The 14404-nt window shown below is 66.6% G+C and carries 9 protein-coding genes and 1 pseudogene; 6 read left to right on the top strand and 4 right to left on the bottom strand.

Translation table 11 applies throughout. The features are described 5' to 3' along the window. Positions 1-21: 21 nt before the first annotated feature. The 3 genes and pseudogenes from HMPREF2886_RS22310 to HMPREF2886_RS22300 all read right to left on the bottom strand — a co-directional run. Positions 22-2037, bottom strand: a pseudogene (locus HMPREF2886_RS22310) (Tn3 family transposase); the annotation flags it as partial. A 91-nt stretch (positions 2038-2128) separates the two neighbouring features. Then, positions 2129-2773, bottom strand: a complete 645-nt coding sequence (locus HMPREF2886_RS22305) for an ABC transporter permease (RefSeq protein WP_070748396.1) — start codon at positions 2771-2773, stop codon at positions 2129-2131. Next, complete coding sequence (locus tag HMPREF2886_RS22300; protein WP_371915124.1) at positions 2770-4290, bottom strand: ABC transporter substrate-binding protein; 1521 nt, start codon at positions 4288-4290, stop codon at positions 2770-2772. The genes HMPREF2886_RS22305 and HMPREF2886_RS22300 overlap by 4 nt, the downstream gene beginning before the upstream one ends. 340 nt (positions 4291-4630) lie before the next feature. Between HMPREF2886_RS22300 and HMPREF2886_RS22295 the strand changes: the two genes are divergently transcribed. Then, the gene (locus HMPREF2886_RS22295) at positions 4631-6007 is read left to right on the top strand and encodes a tetratricopeptide repeat protein (RefSeq protein WP_033968298.1); all 1377 of its coding nucleotides are present in this window, start codon (positions 4631-4633) and stop codon (positions 6005-6007) included. Positions 6008-6091: 84 nt separating this feature from the next. On the opposite strand, the gene HMPREF2886_RS22290 is transcribed toward HMPREF2886_RS22295, so the two are convergent. Further along, positions 6092-7096 (bottom strand): P1 family peptidase, encoded by a 1005-nt coding sequence (locus tag HMPREF2886_RS22290; protein ID WP_070748392.1) that lies wholly within the window; start codon positions 7094-7096, stop codon positions 6092-6094. 427 nt (positions 7097-7523) lie between these two features. Here HMPREF2886_RS22290 and HMPREF2886_RS22285 point away from each other — a divergent pair, with 427 nt between their 5' ends. From HMPREF2886_RS22285 to HMPREF2886_RS22265, 5 genes are read left to right on the top strand one after another with little or no spacing between them, the layout of a single operon-like run. Beyond that, a complete protein-coding gene (locus HMPREF2886_RS22285) occupies positions 7524-9962 on the top strand; it encodes a TonB-dependent receptor plug domain-containing protein (protein ID WP_114232660.1) in 2439 nt (812 codons plus the stop codon). Positions 9963-10014: 52 nt separating this feature from the next. Further along, positions 10015-11349, top strand: a complete 1335-nt coding sequence (locus tag HMPREF2886_RS22280) for an LLM class flavin-dependent oxidoreductase (protein ID WP_033968300.1) — start codon at positions 10015-10017, stop codon at positions 11347-11349. Next, on the top strand, positions 11346-12290 hold the full coding sequence (locus tag HMPREF2886_RS22275; protein ID WP_070748390.1) for a 5'/3'-nucleotidase SurE: 945 nt from the start codon (positions 11346-11348) through the stop codon (positions 12288-12290). Before HMPREF2886_RS22280 ends, HMPREF2886_RS22275 begins: the two co-directional genes overlap by 4 nt. Further along, complete coding sequence (locus tag HMPREF2886_RS22270) at positions 12287-13306, top strand: LLM class flavin-dependent oxidoreductase (protein ID WP_033968301.1); 1020 nt, start codon at positions 12287-12289, stop codon at positions 13304-13306. The genes HMPREF2886_RS22275 and HMPREF2886_RS22270 overlap by 4 nt, the downstream gene beginning before the upstream one ends. Beyond that, entirely contained in the window at positions 13303-14337 is a 1035-nt protein-coding gene (locus HMPREF2886_RS22265; RefSeq protein WP_033968302.1) for an LLM class flavin-dependent oxidoreductase, read from the top strand. Before HMPREF2886_RS22270 ends, HMPREF2886_RS22265 begins: the two co-directional genes overlap by 4 nt. Positions 14338-14404 lie beyond the last annotated feature (67 nt).

The raw sequence follows: 14404 nt of genomic DNA, 5'->3' as shown, positions 1-14404 counted from the left end.
TTAAGTCAGTGTCCACTCAGCCCGGGACAGACCAAGTTGCAGATAGAGCTCCACCAACTCGCGATTAGCCTTGTCCAGTTTCTCCAGCGAGAGGTGGCGGCGATTGGTATAGGACAGCATATGCGGTGTGACATTACCGGCCAGATGCCGCGCGGCCTGGCTGGGACCGAGATTGCAGCCCATGGCGAAGATCGTCATCAGGTAGCGCTCGGCCGGCTCTTTGAGCTTTGGCTCGTTGCCGGACATCGGTCCGAAATGCCGCGTGAACTGAATCCAGTGCTCAATGTTGGCCATAATGTCCAGCACGTGCCTGGCTGGCATACGCTGCATAAGCGCCGTCTGTAGCGAGATGGCTGAAGGCGGGATGTCCCGTGCCATCACCCGCCGCAGTACCGGCTCGCCTGCATCGTTGATCGACACATCCCCTCGACAGGAAGGGAACTTGTCATCTAACTGTTGCGCGGTTTCCTCCAACTGGCTCTTGAGCGAGGCGACAAACTCCTTCGCTGTGGTAGGAAGGCCCACCTTCTCGCAGTATGCCGGTAGCCGCTGGAGACACTCTTCCCAAGGCAGCAACTGTTTACGGTAGTCGGCGAAGGATTCCGATCCCTGCACGCACAGATCACCCGAGCGCAGTTCACTGGCCAGGTAGGAGAACACGCAGACCTCCAGATAACGTCGGTTGGTAGGCGGCCCTTCACTGGTAGGGCGACGCACGATCTTCACCCAGCGATCTGATGCAAACGACAAGTCGACATGCTCATCGATCCATTCACGGTGCAGATTCTCACTGTCCTGAATGAGCTGAAGCGCCTGGATAAGTGAGCGATCCTGGGTGGTGGGCTCCAACTGGAGAAGGTGGCTGAGGCGAAACAGCAGTGAACGATGGGACTTGAAGTGCCTCCAGATCAGCGGCAAGTAGTTATTACCTCCTGTGGCCTGAACTTCAGCACAAACCTCTCGCAACCGATCCATGTTGCCATCGGGGGAGAGGTATTCTCGAATCAGGCTACCAGCCTCCTGGTCATCCGGCTCTTGAACCAGAATCTGCACCACGCCGTCCAAGGTGGCCGCCAGTTGTTCCAACTTCTGACGTTGACGTGCCTGGATTTGCTCCAGCTCCTCCTTGGCGCGTTTGTGGATCGTGGAGATTCTTCGGATGAACATCTCGGCCAGGTGATCTCGGGTTCGCACCCGCATACGGTAGATCAAAGCAAGCATCAGCGTGTAACGCTTCGGCAGCGAGCAGTCCTTCAGTTCAGATACATCCGACGCCGCAGCTTGGGCAGCAAAGTGGCGAATTTTCGTATCGACGATCCCATCAAAAATGGCATCCAGTTTCCCGAAACTCTCTAGCCAGGCTAGGTGGTCGATCAGTACCTCCAGATGCTTGCGCGAGGGTTTCTTGGGTGCCTGTTTGAGTGTGTTGAAGTCACTCTGCCGACGCCCGAAGTCCGTGTCGAGAAGATCCCTTAGCTTATAGATCACCTTGATTGGAGCTCTGGCTACCACAAGGTTGAAGATTTTCTCTTGTGCTTCTGCACGAGCGGCTTCTGCTAGGTCATTCAAGGTCGAATAGGCGGGCAGCTCGTAGTTTTGGCGCAGCAACTCGTCAATGATCGCATTAATAATGTCAGCGCGCTGTTCGAGGAGGGGAGCCATCAACTGTGCATGCGTGGATGCTATGTCTTGACCATCCGAGCCGTAGAACGGTCGAACCCCAAGTTTTTCCCGAACGGCACTCATATGGCGGTAAAGCTGCATCCACTTGTAGGGTGATAGCGCAACCTTGCTGCGTAGACCTATTTGTGTGCGGATGAAATCGACAACTGGCTCCGGCACTTCAGCGATTTCTGGAAAGTATCGGAGTACCTGAAAAGTCTTGAACAGAACAGCGAGATTCAGTCGGAATGCTGCATTAGAGCGACTTTTGACCCACGTGACTTCTTCCTCGGAGAAGCTGAATTCACGCTGAAGCTCGGCCCTCGAATAGGAGCGCGACAAAACAGGGTAGGCGGTACGTTCGAGGGATGCCATGTGTCACTCCTTTCCTTGAACCAGACGGAAAAGATAGACCATGAGGTGCAAGCCAGCGCTTGCCGGATAGAAAGCCTTTCAGAGCAATGGCTTACATTCCAAATGAATGAATTTTCCCCTTATCTCGGCATGACCCCAAAGACAGACACGGCAGCGCCAGGTGGCCAAGGCGGTCCGCCAACCAGCCCCAACCGGAGAGTTCGGCGCCGACGCTCTGCATGCCGAAGGCCGGCAACCAGCCGAGCCGCACGGAGAACAGCAGCACCAGCAGCAGCGCCAGCCAGAACGGCGGGGTGGCGAACAGCACCCAGACCGCACGACCGATCAGGCGGTCCAGCCGCCCGCTGCCCTGCTGGCTGCGCGCCGCCAGCACGCCGAGGGTTACGCCCAGGCTCAGCGAGACGGCGAACGCCGACCCCATGAGCACCAGGGTGGCCGGCAGGCGCTCGGCGATCAGCGGCCAGACGCCCTCCTGGTTACGGTAGGAATAGCCCAGGTCGAGCTGCGCGACCTGCCCGAGATAACGCCACAATTGCAGCGTCAACGGCAGGTCCAGGCCCATCTCGCCGCGCAACCGGGCGATGTACTCGCCGTCGTCGCTGCCCGCCTCGCCGGCCATCAGCAGCGCCGGATCGCCAGGCGCCAGGCGCAGCAACAGGAAGGCACCGACCAGCACCGCGACGATCAGCGCCAGTGCCCGTCCCAGGCGCGCTCCGGCATACAGCAGCAGGCTCATTGTGCGGCGGGCTCCAGGTAGACCTCGGCGTAGCTGTCGTTCAGGCTTGTGGCGCTGCGGATCAGGTTGTGCACGCGCTGGTGGTAGAGCGTGGGGAAGCGCATCTCGAAGATCGGCGCGATCGGCAGGTCATCGTTGAGCTTGCGTTCCAGCTCGGCATACAGCGCCCGTCGCCGCGGGCCCTCGCCGGTGTCGGCGATGCGCTGCCAGAGCGCGTCGGCGCCCGGGTCGCTGTAGCCGGTGATGTTGGCGAAGGGCGAGGTCTTGAGAATGTAGTCGGAGCGGTACAGGTAGGCGGTGGCCAGGTAGGGATCGCCGATCTGGAAGATGAAGTTGTAGGTCAGGTCGAAATCCCAGTCGCTCGCCCGCTGGTACCAGGTGGCGGCGTCGGAGGTCGCCACCTGCACCTTGATCCCCAGCGGGCGTAACGCCTGCCTGGTGTACTCGGCCAGACGCTCCCAGGCACCGCCCTTCTCGCCGTTGAGCAGGCGCACGCGCAGCTTGCCCACGTCCGCTCCCGACTCGGCGAGCAGCGCCTTGGCCTTCGCCGGGTCGAAGCCGTACTGCGGCAATTGTGGGTCGTGGAAGGCGCCGAGGAAAGGACCGCTGGCGACGCGTCCGGTGCCGAAGAAAATATTGTCGACGATGAACTGGCGGTTCAGCGAGTAGAGGATCGCCTGGCGGACCTTGGGATTGTCCAGTCCCGGCTTGCGCGTGTTGATCTGCAGGAAGGCCTGTCCCGGGTACAGCTCGTAGCCCTTCTCCGACTGGGCTACGCCTGGCAGGCGAGACAGCCGCGCGAGGTCGGCGTAGTCGGCATCACCGCTGCGCAGCACCTGCACCTCGCCGCGCTCGAAGGCGGCGGCGCGGGCGGCGGCGTCGGGTATCACGTGGTAGACGATCCCGTCCAGGTACGGCAGGCCCTTGTGCCAGTAGTCCGGATTGCGCGCCAGGCGGATGTAGGCGCCGCGCTTCCACTCCTGGAAGACGAAGGGCCCGGTGCCCACCGGCTTTAGGTTGTATGGGTTGCTGCGGTAGTCGGTGCCGGCATAGAGGTGCCTGGGAACGATCGGTCGCAGGCCGCTGCCCAGGGCCGAGAGCAGCGGCGAGAAGGGTTTCTTCAGCCTGAACACGACCTGGCTATCGCCCCTGGCCTGCACGCTGTCGACATATTCGGCGAAGATGCTCGCCATGCGCTTGTCCACCTGCGGGTAGAAGTCGCTGAAGCTGAACACCACGTCGTCGGCGCCGAACGGCTGTCCGTCATGCCACTTCACGTCGGGCTGCAATTCGAAGGTATAGGTCAGGCCATCCGCCGCGACGCTCCAGTTGCGCGCCAGCACGGGCTGCGGCTTCAGCTCGGTGTCGAAGGTGATCAGTCCTTCGAGGATCTTGCCGCCGACGTATTGAGTGGCGACGTGGCTGACCACCGCGTGGGACAGCGACGGCGGCTCCGGCTGGGCCACCAGGTCGAGCTGGCCGCCGCGGGTCGGTTCCGCCGAGGCGGCACCCGCCATGGCCAGGCCGGCCGCCAGCAAGCCGGCGAGCAACCGGGCATGGCGGGAACGCCGGGGCGCGAGGCGGAAAGTGGGACTGGTCATGCTGGCTCCTCTGGATCGACGCCGCGATTGGGCTTGGCTAGGGGCATGAGCAAGCGCTGTGCCATGGGGCGGAGCGCCGGTGGCCAGGGGCCTCGTGATAAACCGGAAGGATTCGACTGGTGCAAATCGGACAATCGCGCCGGCGCATTGCCTGAAAAGCAGCAGCCCTCCTCCGTCCGCCGCCGGACCACGCGGCGCGCGGGCCTGGCACAGGGCTTGCGACTAGGCTGGATCTTCTACCGAGGAACTTCAGCGCATGACCCAGGACTATCTCGGCAACCCCATCGACAGCTCCTCCGAGGCTACCCGCCAGGCCATCGATGACTTCACCGGCGGCATGCTCGCCTACCAGACCCGCGCGGAAGGTATCCTCGCCGGCGCCGACAGCGAGCCCGGATCGATACTGGCCAACGCTTTCGCCGGCCTGCTCATGATGTTCGCCGAATCGCCCCAGGCCCCTGCCCTCGCCGCCCGCTACCTGCAACGCGCCCACGCTGCCGGCCGCGGGATTCCCCGCGCGGAGCGCTACCGGGCGTTGCTGGCGGCCTGGAGCGCGGACGACCTGGCGCAAGCGCTGCGCCTCAGCGAACTGGCTCTGGAAGAGAACCCGCGCGACCTATTGGCGGCCAAGCTCAACCAGTACTTCGAGTTCAACCGCGGCAACTCGCCGGCCATGCTGCGTATCGCCCTCAAGGCCGTGGACGGTACGCCGGACGTGCCCCAGGCCTACGGCATGCTGGCCTTCGCCTACGAACAATGCCACCTGCTGGATGAAGCCGAGGCTGCTGCGGGCCATGCCCTGCAGTTGCTGCCCGACGAACCCTGGGCGCAGCATGCCCTGGCCCATGTGCTGCTGACCCGCGGGCGGATCGAGGAAGGTACGCGCTTTCTCGAGGAGGCCAGCGGCGGCTGGCAGGGGCTGAATTCCTTCATGTATACCCACAATTGGTGGCACCTGGCGCTGTTCCATCTGGCGCGGGGCAACCAGGAGCGCGTGCTGGATATCTACGACCGGCACGTCTGGGGCATCTTTCCCGAGTATTCCCAGGACCAGATCGGCGCCGTTTCGCTGCTGGCCCGCCTGGAACTGGCGGGGATCGACGTCGGACCGCGCTGGCAGGCGCTGCTGCCCTATCTGCGCGAGCGACGCGGCGACGTCGTGCAACCCTTCCTCAGCCTGCAATACCTCTATGGCCTGGCCCGCGCCGGGCAGGACGAGGCCGGCGAACTGCTGGAGGCGCTGCGTCGCCAAGCCCGGCAGGCACCGGCCTTCAGCCGGGCGGCCTGGGCCGACGTCACCCTGCCCGCCGCCGAAGGGCTGCATGCCCATGCCCACGGCGACTATCCACTGGCAGCCAGGCGCCTGGGCCAGGCCTTGCCGAGACTCCATGAGATCGGCGGCAGCCACGCCCAGCGCGACCTCTTCGCACTGATCGAACTGGATGCGCAGCTACAGGGCGGCGACTGGCTGGCGGCGCAGCAAGCACTCGAGCTACGGCGGCGCTACGATGCCCTGGACGTACCCGGCAATCGCCACCTGGAAAAGGTCTACACGGCCCTCGGGCTGCCTCAGGAAGCCGCGCGCGCGGCGCGTCGTGTGCAGCGTGCGCTGGACGGGAATCCCTACCTCTAGAAGCGCGTCCGACCTGGGAAGCGCCCCTTCCCCACCCCAGGAGAGGAAAAAGGCGCCGCACAACCCGGCGGAAGACCGCCGCGCCTACAGGGCGCGCGTCGCTCCTGCCAGGTAGACGCCACGTGCGATGGCCCGCGCCACGCAGTCGGCCGCCGCCGAGCCGATCCGCGACAGCTCGACCTGGCGCCGCTGGCCGTCCACCAACTCGCGTTCGCCGGAGGCCATGGCGAACAGGCTGTCGCCATCGAATGGCAGGTGGGCCGGGCGCACCGCGCGGGCAATGCCGTCCTGGGCCATGATCGCCAGGCGCTTGCACTCGGCGGTGCTCAGCCGGGCGTTACAGGCCACCACCGCCAGCGTGGTATTGGCGCCAGCCTGCAGGCGTCCCATGGAATCCAGCCGCGACAGCTCGGGCATCGGCTCGCTACAGTCCATCCGTTGCCCGGGCTGGCGTCCGCCGAACTCGCCCGCCTGCTCCCAGGGCCAGGCCCAGAATGTCTCGCCGTCGGGCATGTAGACGCTGCCGATGGGGTTGGCCACCACCAGCGCGCCGACCAGCAGGCCATCGCCCAGATCCAGCGAGGCCGAACCCAGTCCGCCCGGCAGCACGCCGGCCATGGCGCCGCGGCCGGCCCCCACCGCGCCAAGCGCGAACTCCGCCCGCAGGTTGCCCAGCGCCTCGTGTCCCAGTCGACGATACGGCGGCTCCAGGCCCCAGCCCTTGTCGCCACCGTTGGCCAGGTCATGCAGCACCGCCGCCGGGACTATGGGTATGGCTGGCGCGCCGGCCTTCAGGTGCAGGCCGATACCGCTCGCGGAGAGTTCCGCACTGACCCCGTCGGCCGCGCCAAGGCCGAACACGGAGCCACCGGAGAACACCAGTGCATGCAGCTGTCCGACCATGTTCTGCGGTTCCAGCGCTGCGGACTCGCGGCCGCCGGGCCCGCCGCCGCGGATGTCCACGCTGGCGGTCCAGGCGCGCTCCGGGCGTAGCACGGTGACGCCGGTCCGCACGCGTTCGTCGGTGGCATGGCCAACCAGCAAGCCGGGAATATCGGTGATCAGGTTGCGCGGGCCGGGTCCGGGCATGGGTTTCTCCAGGCAGGGAAATGAAGGGGGCGATGCCGCAGCGCCGGAGCAAGGCCTGTGCCAGAGCGGCCCGGGACGGAATGGGCAAGCCCCGGCGCGGGCTGCTGCAAATCCAGCATAGGACGCGCGGACCCCGGCGGGCACATTGGCCCTGGGGGAAAATCAACAGCCTGGAACGGCCGTGTTGCAAACCCAGCAGGGAATTTTCGATACCCCGCACAAGGCATTGAAAAAAAAGGCCTTTCCAGAATGGCATAACGCTTGCCTGAGCAGCCGGCATGAGCTTGAGCCTGCCTTCCGACTGATCGCGACCAGTCCCTCCCAGCAACAAGCCGTTCGCCAGCGCGGCACCCCGCCGACGCCACGATAACCCGCCGCGGCCACCCAGCAGGGAGCCAGCCGGGAGCCAACCCCTTGGAGCGCACCCATGAAACCAGTCATCCGTGCCCGGAGCGCCTACGCCGCCCGCACGCTGTACAGCCACAGTCTCCTGTTCCTCGCCATCGCCCAGGCCGTGCCGGCGCTTGCCGCCGAAGCCGCCGCCGGGCCCGGCGCCGATAATCGCCTGGGCACCGTGGTGGTGGTCGGCAACCGGGGCCAGGCGCGTACCCTCGCCGACAGCCCGTCGCCGGTCGATGTGATTTCCAGCTCGCAACTTGAGGCCACCGGCCAGGGCGACCTGACCCGCGCGTTGAGCCGCGTGCTGCCTTCGTTGAACCTGCCGGCCTCTTCCGGCTTCGGCTCCACCTCGGTGGTGCGGCCGATCAGCCTGCGCGGTCTCAATGGCGACCAGGTGCTGGTGCTGGTGAATGGCAAGCGCCGGCACAACAGCGCCCTGCTCAACAACGGTACCTACCTGAACTCCGGCTCGCAGCCGGTGGACCTCGATATGATTCCCACCGCTCTGGTGGACCATGTCGAGGTATTGCGCGACGGCGCTTCGGCGCAGTACGGCTCCGACGCCATCGGCGGGGTGATCAACGTGGTCCTCAAGCAGACCGACCACGGCGGCCGGCTGTCCACCACCTACGGACAGAACTACGAGAATGGCGACGGCGAGACCGCCCGCCAGAGCGGCAACATCGGCTTCGAACTGCCCAACCAGGGCTTCGTCAACCTGGCGCTGGACTACAAGCACCAGAACCTCTCCGACCGCTCCGACAACGCGCCCTACACCGACTCCGCCGGCAATACCAGCCTGCAGCACACCTACTACGGCACCGGTCTACCCAAGGTGGAGAACTTCAGCCTCGGCTACAACGCCGAGCTGCCGGTGAACGACGCGCTGACCCTGTACTCCTTCTCCACGTACACCAACCGCGAATCCTCCAAGCCCCTGGCGTTCCACCAGCCGGCCAGCTTCGATGGCATCCCGACACCCTACCCCGAGGGCATCGAGGACAACCTGCGGTTCATCGAGAACGACTTCCAGGCCGCGTTCGGCGGCAAGGGCCAGGCGGCAGGCTGGGACTACGACCTGTCCACCACCTACGGCCAGGACCACGCCCGCGCGACCCTGACCGACACCTACAACCTCAGCTATGGCGCGGCCTCGCCGACCAACGTCGACACCGGCGTGAAGACCTTCAGCCAATGGACCACCAATCTAGACCTGACCCGCGCCTTCGACCTCGGCCTGTCCCATCCCACGCAGGTTTCCTGGGGGCTTGAGCATCGCTACGAGAACTACAAGATCGGCAAGGGCGAGTACGCCTCCTATGGCTATGGCGACTACACCCACGGGGCCAGCGGCGCGCTGATCCCTCCGGGAACCATCTCCGGCGCCGGCACCACTCCGGCCGATGCCGCCAGGAGAAGTCGCACCAGCTACGCCGGCTACGGCGAGATCGGCCAGGACCTCACCGACAAGTGGCACGTCGATCTCGCCGGCCGCTACGAGCACTACAACGACGGTTCCGGCGTGACCACCAACGGCAAGTTCTCCAGCCGCTACCAGCTGACCCCGATCCTGGCCCTGCGCGGTACCGCCAGCACCGGCTTCCGCGCGCCGTCGCTGGCCCAGCAGATCTACAGCTCGACCTCGCAGAGCAGCGTCAACGGCAACCTGCTGGACTACCGCAACGTGGCGGTGGACTCCGACGTCGCCACGGCGCTGGGTGCCTCGACCTTGAAACCGGAAAAGTCGACCAACTACAGCATCGGCCTGACCCTGCAGCCGACCCCGGCCAGCAGCGTCACCATCGACGCCTACCAGATCAAGATCCGCGACCGTATCGCCCAGACCGGCTACCTCGGCGGCACCGACGCGATCCGCGCGATCCTTGCCGGCGCGGGGCTCAACCCCAACCAGTACGTCACCTACTTCACCAACGCGCTGGATACCACCACCCGCGGCGTCGATATCGTCGGCGACTACCGCCAGGACCTCGGCGCCTACGGCAGCATCCGCTACAACGCCGGCTTCAACTGGAATACCACGGAGATCGACAAGATCCACGCCTCCTCGGTGGCTCGTGCCGCGCTCGGTCCCGACGGCGGCTACGACCGCCAGCGCCAGGGCAACCTCAGGCATGGCCAGCCCGAGTCGCGCCTGCTGCTCGGCGCCGACTGGAGCATCGGCCAGTTCGAGGTCAGCCTGAACCTGACCCGCTACGGCGAGTACACCCAGTACGGTACCGACGAGGCCTACGATCGCACCTTCGATCCGCAATGGATCACCGACCTCAACGTCGACTACCACCTGACGCGCAACCTGACCCTTACCGCCGGGGCCAACAACCTGTTCAACGTCTACCCCGAGCGCACCCACCTGCCGAGCAGCTCCGGCGCGTTCCCGTACGGCAACTTCTCACCTTACGGCACCACCGGCGGCTACTGGTACACGGGCCTGGCCTACAACTTCTGACCCGACCGCCAGCGGTCGCCCCGTGGCGCCCGCCCTGAACGGAGAACTCGACATGACCCGCCGTACCGACCAGCTCAAGCTCGGCGCCTTCCTCGCCAACAGTGGCCACCACGTCGCCGCCTGGCGCCATCCCAGGGCCCAGGCGGATGCCAGCCTGGACTTCGACTACTTCAAGCGCGTCGCACAGACTGCCGAGCGTGGCCGCTTCGACGCCCTCTTCGTCGCCGACGTGGTCGCCCTCTGGGGCCATCACCTCGACGCCCTGAGCCGCACCGCGCGCGGCGAGCACTTCGAGCCGCTGACCCTGATGGCCGCGCTGGCCGCCGTCACCAGCCGCATCGGCCTGATCGCCACCGCCACCACAAGCTACAACGAGCCCTACCACATCGCCCGCAAGTTCGCCTCGCTGGACTACCTGTCCAAGGGGCGCGCCGCCTGGAACCTGGTGACCTCGGTGGTTTCCGACGAAGCCTGGAACTTCGGCCGCGAGGCGCACATCGACCATGCCGAACGCTACCGCCGCGCCGAGGAGTTCCATGACGTGGTCAAGGGCCTGTGGGACAGCTGGGAAGACGACGCTTTCCTTCGCGACAAGGCAAGCGGCCGCTATTTCGACCCGGCCAAGCTGCACGTCCTCGACCACAAGGGAGAGTTCTTCTCGGTGCGCGGACCGCTCAACGTGGCACGCCCACCCCAGGGGCACCCGGTGCTGGTCCAGGCCGGTGCTTCGGAGGCGGGCAAGGCGCTGGCGGCACGGGTAGCCGAGGTGATCTTCGCCATGGCCGAGAGCATCCCCTCCGCCCAGACCTTCTATGCCGACGTCAAGCAGCGCGCCGCCGCGCTGGGCCGCGATCCGGACGGGATCAAAATCCTGCCAGGCATCACGCCCTTCGTCGGTCGTACCCGGGACGAGGCGCAGGCGCTGTTCGACGAGTTTCAGGAACTGGTCGACCCGGTGCTGGGCCTGCGCCTGCTGGCCGATACCCTCGGCGAGGACATCGACCTCTCCACCTACGACCTCGACGGACCGTTGCCGGAAACGCCGGTCGGACAGCGCGGCAGCCGCCGCGACAAAGTGCTGGAGCTGGCGCGCAACGAGGGCCTGACGATCCGCCAGTTGTACCTGCGGCTGGCCGGTGGCAACCCGGTGATCGGCACCGCCGAGGACATCGCCGAGACCTTCGACGCCTGGTTCCAGGCCCGCGCCTGCGACGGTTTCAACGTGTTCTTCCCGTACCTGCCCGGCGGCATCGAGGTATTCGTCGACGAAGTGGTGCCGCTGCTACAGGAGCGCGGCCTGCTGCGCCGCGAATACGAGGGCGCGACCCTGCGCGAGAACCTCGGTCTGGCGCGTCCGGCCAATCGCTTCGCCGGGAGCGCCGCATGAGATCGCCGCTGCCGCTCCTGGCGCTGGGCTGCGCGCTCGCCCAGCCAGCCTTCGCCCTGAACATCCTGCTCAGCAACGACGACGGCTACCGCCATCCGAACATCCGCGCGCTGTACGCCGCGCTCAAGGCCGACGGCCACAACGTGCGCATCGCCGCACCGTACAGCGACCAGAGCGCCCGCGGCGGAGCCTTCTTCTTCGGCCGCGAGACACGGGTAGGCCGCGACGACGACCCGGCCTACCCGGACAGCTACTACCTCACCACTACCGAAACCGGTATCTGCGAGAGCGCGGACTGCGCCGGGCGCAAGGTGGGCATCCGGATCAGCGCGACGCCGGTAATGGCGGTTCTGCTCGGGCTGGACAAGATCCTGCCGAACCCTGACCTGGTGATAGTCGGACCCAATCCAGGCAACAACCTCGGCGCCCTGAACAGCGCATCCGGCACCTTCAACGCCGCCAGCGTAGCGCTGCTTTCCGGCGTGCCCGCGCTGGCGGTCAGCGTCGATCTCGAGGAACGCGACAGCCAGCGCGTAGCGGCCATCGTCGCCCGCCTGGTAGCAGCCCTCGCCAGGCAGCGCCAGGCGGGCGGCGCGCTGCTACCCAGGGGCGTCGGCCTCAATCTCAACCTGCCGCCACTGGAAAAGCTCCAGGGCGCACGGCTGACCCGCATCGGCAGCTATGTCCCATTCCACGCTCGCTACAGCGATGACCTCGGACCATTCGATGCGAAGCTGGCCGGCAAGCCGGGCATCGGCTTCGCCTGGTCGCCGCCGCCGGGTCCGGGCAACGCCGAGGACGAAGCCGTGTGGGTGGCCAGGGGCTACCTCACCCTCAGTCCTTTCAATGCCCTGCCCGGCACGCCGGACGCCAGCGAAGGCCTCGCCGCCATGCTGACCCCGCTGCTCGGCCAGCACGCAGCCAAGGAGACAACGCCATGAGCCGCCGGACCTTTCGCCTGGGCTTCCTGAATCGCGTCTACGCGCCGCAATACGAACCGCGTCTGTACCAGCAGACCGTCGAACTGTTCGAGGCCGCCGAGGATCTCGGCTACGACAGCGGTTGGCTCGCCCAGCACCATTTCGCCAGCGAGAATGGCCGCCTGCCCTCGCCGTTGCTCCTGCTCGGCGCCGCAGCCGAGCGCACCCGGCACATCCAGTTGGGTACCGGGATCGTCGTGCTTAATCAGGAGCAGCCCCTGCGCCTGGCCGAAGATGCCGCCGTCCTCGACCTGCTCAGCGAAGGCCGCCTGCAACTCGGCCTGGGCGCCGGTTTCGACCCCGACAGCTTCGCCGCCTTCGGCCAGCGCCTGGACAACCGCCACGCCCAATACGACCAACGCCTGGAACGCCTGCGCCAGGCGCTCGCCGGCGCTCCGCTGAACGCCGAGGGCCGCGTATTGCGGCCCGCGGCGAACGGCCTGGCCCATCGGCTGTGGGAAGCCACCTCGCGGGTCGAGCAGGTCGCGGCGCGCGGCAATGGCCTGATTCTCGCCCCCGACCCGCGCGCCGACGCCGAGCCGCGCGGCCAGGTCATCGAGCGCTACAGAGCGGCCTGGAATCCCGCTCATCCAAGCGCACCGCGTGTCGCCCTGGTGCGAGCGGTGTTTCCTGGCAGCGACGCGAGTGCCCGCGATTCGAGCCTGCGCCGGGACATCCTCGCCTACGTCGAACGCCAGCGGCGCATCGGCATCGGCCACGCCGACCCTGCACAAGGCTTCGAAGCCGTGCTCGACGCTCTCGGCGTGCTGCATGGCGATCCGGTGAAGATCGCCGAACAGTTGCGCCAGGATGCGCCACTGGGCGCCGACGACCATTTGATCGTCCAGGTGCAGACCACCTCCACCGGCTTCACCGAGGCCCTGCGCTACCTGGAAACGCTGGCTCGCGATATCGCCCCGGCGCTGGGCTGGCAAGCGCGCCAGCGACGTCCCCTTACCCAGGAGATCCCGGCATGAGCACTCCCCCCTTCACGTCTGCGCGGACCTTCAAGCTCGGCTTCCTCAGCCACGCCTTCGGCAGCGACCCGCGGCAGGTCTATCGCGACCTGCAGGAACAGTTCGAAGTCGCCGAGGCCCTCGGCTTCGACGGCGGCTGGATCGCCCAGCACCACCTGAGCGGCGGTTTCGGCCAGTTGCCTTCGCCATTGCTGTTGTTCGCCGCCATCGCCGCGCGCACCCGACGCATCGAGCTGGGCACTGCGGTGATAACACTGCCGCTGGAGGACGCCCTGCGCCTGGCCGAAGACGCCGCGGTGCTCGACGCGCTGAGCGGCGGGCGCCTGCAACTAGGGCTGGGCAGCGGCGGCGCCAACCTGGAGATATTCAATGCCTTCGGCCGCGAGGCCGGGAACCGTCAGGTCGACTTCCAGCGGGCACAGCGTACGCTACAGGACGCCCTGCTCGGCGCGCCCTTGCCCGGCACCGCTCGGCTGCGCCTGCATCCGCCGGCGGCAGGGCTGCGTGAAAGGCTCTGGCACTCCCACGGCAGCACGGCGGGCGCCATCCATGCAGCCGGACAGGGCAACGGCCTGCTGCTGGGCACCGCCACCCACGATCCGCTGACGGTGCAGAAGCCGCTGGCCGAGGCTTACCTCGGCGCCTGGCAGGACGCGACGCGGCGACCACGCATAGGCGTGGTGCGCGCGGTATTTCCCGCCGAGGACAAGGTGCGCGCACGCGCCGAACTGGCGGCGGACATCGAGTTGCATGTCCCGCGCCTGATCCGCGAAGGCCTGATCGACCAAGCCGCCGACCTGGAAAGCCACCTGCGCCTGCTCAACGTCCACCACGGCGATCCCGCGGAAGTCGTTGCCAGCCTACGCGGCGATCCATCGCTGTTGCCCTATGCCGACTACTTCATCGCCGTGGTGCAGTCGGAAAGCTCGACCCAGACCCAGGTGCTGCGCCGCCTGGAAAGCCTCGCGCGGGACGTCGCCCCGGCGCTGGGCTGGGCACCGGCCGGCGAGCGCCTGGCGGTCGCCGGATGAGCCTGCGCTTCGCCTGGAAGCTCTGCGCCCGCGGCATCCGTCGCGGCCTCGACTGGCGGGCGCAGCC

The organism is Pseudomonas sp. HMSC066A08 (genome assembly GCF_001813025.1).
GTDB lineage: Bacteria > Pseudomonadota > Gammaproteobacteria > Pseudomonadales > Pseudomonadaceae > Pseudomonas > Pseudomonas aeruginosa.
This window is presented reverse-complemented; position numbering and strand designations above follow the sequence as displayed.

Coding starts and splice junctions, on each gene's coding strand:
- HMPREF2886_RS22305 (WP_070748396.1), bottom strand. CDS start 2,773: ATGAGCCTGCTGCTGTATGCCGGAGCGCGCCTGGGACGGGCACTGGCG.
- HMPREF2886_RS22300 (WP_371915124.1), bottom strand. CDS start 4,290: ATGGCGGGTGCCGCCTCGGCGGAACCGACCCGCGGCGGCCAGCTCGAC.
- HMPREF2886_RS22295 (WP_033968298.1), top strand. CDS start 4,631: ATGACCCAGGACTATCTCGGCAACCCCATCGACAGCTCCTCCGAGGCT.
- HMPREF2886_RS22290 (WP_070748392.1), bottom strand. CDS start 7,096: ATGCCCGGACCCGGCCCGCGCAACCTGATCACCGATATTCCCGGCTTG.
- HMPREF2886_RS22285 (WP_114232660.1), top strand. CDS start 7,524: ATGAAACCAGTCATCCGTGCCCGGAGCGCCTACGCCGCCCGCACGCTG.
- HMPREF2886_RS22280 (WP_033968300.1), top strand. CDS start 10,015: ATGACCCGCCGTACCGACCAGCTCAAGCTCGGCGCCTTCCTCGCCAAC.
- HMPREF2886_RS22275 (WP_070748390.1), top strand. CDS start 11,346: ATGAGATCGCCGCTGCCGCTCCTGGCGCTGGGCTGCGCGCTCGCCCAG.
- HMPREF2886_RS22270 (WP_033968301.1), top strand. CDS start 12,287: ATGAGCCGCCGGACCTTTCGCCTGGGCTTCCTGAATCGCGTCTACGCG.
- HMPREF2886_RS22265 (WP_033968302.1), top strand. CDS start 13,303: ATGAGCACTCCCCCCTTCACGTCTGCGCGGACCTTCAAGCTCGGCTTC.